We start from the raw sequence: 4,168 nt of genomic DNA on the forward strand, positions 1-4,168 counted from the left end.
GGTTTTTAGCTGGCATTTTTGTATATATTGATTAAACTCATTTTTTATGATACCCTATTTAAAGGCACAACAGCTTAGCACTTAACATCAGGAATTGCAGTTTTTGAGAAGAACCTCCGCGCTCGTCTACTGCCAATTTTAAGCGGCGAATTAAGCTAGCCATGTTAGCTCCGTAAACTCCGTTAAAAGTGTGAGCTTCATCTAGGACAATATAGCGGAGGCGACTTAAAAAATGCTGCCAAGGCTGACTCCAGTGAACGCCTTTCAGCGCATAGTGAATTAACTCTGGTGTGGCGGTGATTATGCTAGGATTTGCAGCTAATAATTGTTCTCTGGTTTTGGGAGGAGTATCCCCAGTTAAAAGGGCAAGGCGCGGGCGCGCAGGCTCAGGAATCAGTTGGAGCAAATCGGCAAGTTTTTGACTTTGGTCGGCTGTTAAAGCTTTCAAGCCATAAATAGAGAGTGCAGTAAATTGATGTTGGAGAATGCCCTCTAAAATAGGCAAGTACGCACTTAAAGATTTGCCAGAAGCTGTTGCTGTGCTGAGGATGACATCTTTGCCCTGGCGCACGGCTTTGAGTGTTTTAATTTGGTGCGAATAAAGCTGTTGAATGCCTTGGCTGTGCAAAGCAGAAATTATTGAAGGCGGCAAGTCTTGAGGAATTTTGTAGAGCTTAGGAGTTGTAGCAGTCGCGATTGTCTGATAAATAACCTCTTCGCCTAAAAACTCACACAAATCGGCTGTTGCAGTTGGCTGCAAATGGCTTGCTTCTGGGAAGTTATTTTGGTGAAAATCATGTCGGGCTATTAGTTGGGAAAGAAGGTTGATATAATTGGGAGGCATTGGTCACTCTATGAATGAATCTTTTCTCTCTTACTACCGATAGGTAGGAAAAAGAACGAGAGAAGAAATTAATAAAAAAACTGGGAGTCGGACTGATTTTGGTAGCAATTATGGGTTTGGGTTCAGGAACCAACAAAGCGGTAGACTTCCACCTCACTGCGCGATTACAACGAGCTAATTACACTTCTCTGTCAGTAGTTGTTTTAAGCGTTCGGCCACTGCACCAATCAACACCTTCTTGCGTCTAGCTGGAATCCAAATAAAATGGTATCTAATAAGCGTTACTGATGTAATCTTTAGTCTGTATTTATCTTGCATATTGATTGTCGTTAAGTCGTCAACATCTACAATAACCTCGTACAATAACCTCGTACAATAATTTAAGGAGGTGGTGCAATTTGCTTTTAAGCTTCAAATACAAACTTAGACCTAATCAGCAGCAATCCCAAAAACTAATCCAGTGGCTCGATATGTTGAGAGCGAATTACAATTGGTGCTTGCGTGACAGGATTGATGGTTGGCATCAGCAGTTTATTTGCGGTGATTATTGCGACTTGAGGACTCAGGTAGAAATAACGCCTTTGACTTGCGGTATTACTAAAGGAACCCAACTCGCCAACCCCTGGAAGGAGGGCGGCGGTAAAGCCCAAAAAGAAGGATATAAAGATACATCTCCTAAGCGGTCAGCATCATTAATGCAAGATGCAAATCTGCAAGAGTTAAAAGAGGCAAGACCTTGGTATCAAAGTATTGATATTGGAGTATTGCAGTCAATTCCAGCCAGAGTTAATGAATCCTTTAATAAGTTTTTTAAGGGCGCAGGGTTTCCGAAGTTTAAGCGCCGTCACGATTTCAAATCGTTTAGCTACAAACCAGGAAGAATCAAGATTAAAGGTAACAAAGTTTACCTCCCTAAAATTGGGTGGCTGCGTTTCTACAACTCTCGCGTTATCCCCGAAGGATTTGAGATTAAAACCGTAACCATCAGACAGAAAGTTGATGGATGGTATATCTCGGTCAGGATAGAAAACAAAGATATACCACGCTTCCCAGTAATTCCAGATAGTGAAATCAAAACTATCACTGGCTGCGATATGGGGTTAGGTAAATTGGTTTATCTCTCTGATGGCAGCGCCATTGATAATCCGCGATTTGCTACCCACAAGAAAGCTAAGCGTTTGATGCGAATCAGACAGCGACGGGTTAGCCGTAAGCAAAAAGGTAGTAAGAATCGCAGTAAAGCTCAACTTAGAGTGAGCAAGCTGCACAATAAAATTCAACAGCGTCGCGAATCTTACCAGTGGGATGTAGCTAATCGGATTATTAAAAGATCCGATGCAGTTGTAGTTGAAGATTTACAGATACAAAACATGATGAAGCGGTGCAAACCTGTTAAATCTGAATCTGGTAGATTTCTCCCCAACGGTCAATCGGCTAAACGTGGTTTAAATAGTTCTATCGCTGATGCGAGTTGGTATGCGTTAACTCAAAAACTTGAATATTTGGCTGTGAAGTCAGGCAAGAAGCTGTACCGAGTTAACCCAAGGCATACCAGTCAAACTTGTAGCAAGTGTAAGCATATTGATAAAGATAGCCGCAATGGTGAAAAGTTTATCTGTACCAATTGTGGGCATATTGATGATGCAAATTTGCAAGCTGCAAGGAATGTGAAAGTTAAGGCGATAGAAACCTACAAGTTGAATATTGTCAAAAAGATTAAATCGAAAATGGTACGGCGGGACTCGTCGAAACCAGTACAGTTGAATCTCTTTGAGGTTGAATTATACGAACGCTCGTCAGTTAACACGCTGCCTTTAAAAGGCAAACGGCGTGTGGGCGAGAACCCACAGGGTAAGCAATTGTCTCTTTGGGATATTTAGAGCGAAATCTCTAAAGAATCCCATCCCCTTTAGGGGTGGGAGTGTCAAAGATTATCCACTACCTCCTGTTGAGCAAATCTTGGGGTTTCTGGTTTGGATGATGCAGGAAAGATGAGCTGCTATTAAACAGAAATAGCAACCTACTGCTGCAATAAATAAAGTCAAAAATAGTTTGACAAATTCATTAGGATTTACGCACAATGTCCATATATGATGTGAATGTTGGGGCAACCCCCCGCGGTGCGCCCCAACATCGTTGCGTAAGCCCTAACTACACTTAATTAGTTCTGGACGCATAAACTCTATCTGTATGGTACACCGCCGCCCACCTTACCGATACTAATAGTGTTGCAAAGCAGTTTTTGCCTCCAAGATTGTTAATGAAAGACTGCCGAATTAACTCGGCAGCGCTTTCCTGTTATTTAAGGTGAGTGAGTTGAGTGATGCTGAGCAAAGCAGGCAACATCGAGTCAGGCTTATCTCCTGTTTTGAGAGCAATTTCTAAATCCAACAAAATGGAGAGCGATCGACTTAAGAAGTTCGCAGATACTTCCTTAACCTCCTGCTTAAGGAAATACAGCCGTTTGGGGTTACTAATTCCGCACATACTAGCAATTTCACTATCAGAAAGTTTGCCGCCGGAATCCAGAGTAGCTTTTACCCACAGCCAAGTTTTAAACTGAGTTTGAAGAGTAGCAATAATTGCTAAAGAAAACTCTGCCCGAGATAGCAATTCATCAAGCACCTTAATTGCTGCCACTGCTTGACCTTTTAAAAGAGCTTCGGCAAGTTGAAAACAGTTAGCTGTGGTAGCTGGAACGAGGATTTTAGCAGCTTCTTTCGTAATGCGAGCGCCTGCTGCATAAATGGCTAATTTCTCCAGTTCACTGACTCTTCGAGCAGAATCGTTGCCAATCGCTACCGCTAAATAACTGACAGCATCTCTGGCAATTGAGAGATTCATCTGTTTAGCAGTAGCAGCGATCGCACTTTCAATCAAATCAGTACGCCAAGGAGGAATGAGAGTAAACTCCTTAAGTTTACCAAACTGCAATAAATGCTTGACTACCTTGAGCCGTTTGTCGATAACAGCAGCAGTGAAGACTAAGTGCGTTGTAACAGGTAATTGGGGCAAAATTTGCAGCAATTCTAGCCCCATTTCTCCAAATTGCTTGAAATCGCAATTTTCAACGACAATAAGTTTGTTTCCTCCGCCGAAAGGAACTGAAGCAGCAGCAGAGAGGGCTGCATCCAGGGAAGAAGTATCGAAGCGGTGGATGTTGAAATCTCGCCAGAGAGGATGAGTTTGAGTCTTAAACTTTTCAACTTCTCGTTCAATTGCGTAGGTATCATTCCCAATTAGGATGCCAGGGTAAACGCATCTTAATTTCAACCTCAAACATGATAAGATGAAGTGTTTAGCTAAATCAAGTGCGTAATTGAT

Annotated in this window: 4 protein-coding genes; 1 reads left to right on the forward strand and 3 read right to left on the reverse strand. The window is 42.2% G+C overall.

The window, feature by feature from the left end; genetic code table 11:
• Positions 1 to 58 precede the first annotated feature (58 nt).
• Together QUA88_RS29280 and QUA88_RS29605 are read right to left on the reverse strand one after the other, a co-directional pair.
• Positions 59 to 844 carry a DEAD/DEAH box helicase gene (locus tag QUA88_RS29280; RefSeq protein WP_333211876.1) on the reverse strand — a complete coding sequence of 262 codons (786 nt, stop codon included), beginning with the start codon at positions 842 to 844 and terminating at the stop codon, positions 59 to 61.
• Between the two features lie 174 nt (positions 845 to 1,018).
• Positions 1,019 to 1,162, reverse strand: a complete 144-nt coding sequence (locus QUA88_RS29605; RefSeq protein WP_445243121.1) for a transposase — start codon at positions 1,160 to 1,162, stop codon at positions 1,019 to 1,021.
• Between the two features lie 80 nt (positions 1,163 to 1,242).
• Here QUA88_RS29605 and QUA88_RS29285 point away from each other — a divergent pair, with 80 nt between their 5' ends.
• Positions 1,243 to 2,724 carry a transposase gene (locus tag QUA88_RS29285; protein WP_333275218.1) on the forward strand — a complete coding sequence of 494 codons (1,482 nt, stop codon included), beginning with the start codon at positions 1,243 to 1,245 and terminating at the stop codon, positions 2,722 to 2,724.
• A gap of 418 nt (positions 2,725 to 3,142) precedes the next feature.
• Here the strand turns inward: QUA88_RS29285 and holA are convergent, their stop codons facing one another.
• A complete protein-coding gene (gene holA / locus QUA88_RS29290; protein ID WP_333275221.1) occupies positions 3,143 to 4,168 on the reverse strand; it encodes a DNA polymerase III subunit delta in 1,026 nt (341 codons plus the stop codon).

This window comes from Microcoleus sp. D3_18_C2, assembly GCF_036702395.1.
Lineage (GTDB): Bacteria > Cyanobacteriota > Cyanobacteriia > Cyanobacteriales > Microcoleaceae > Microcoleus.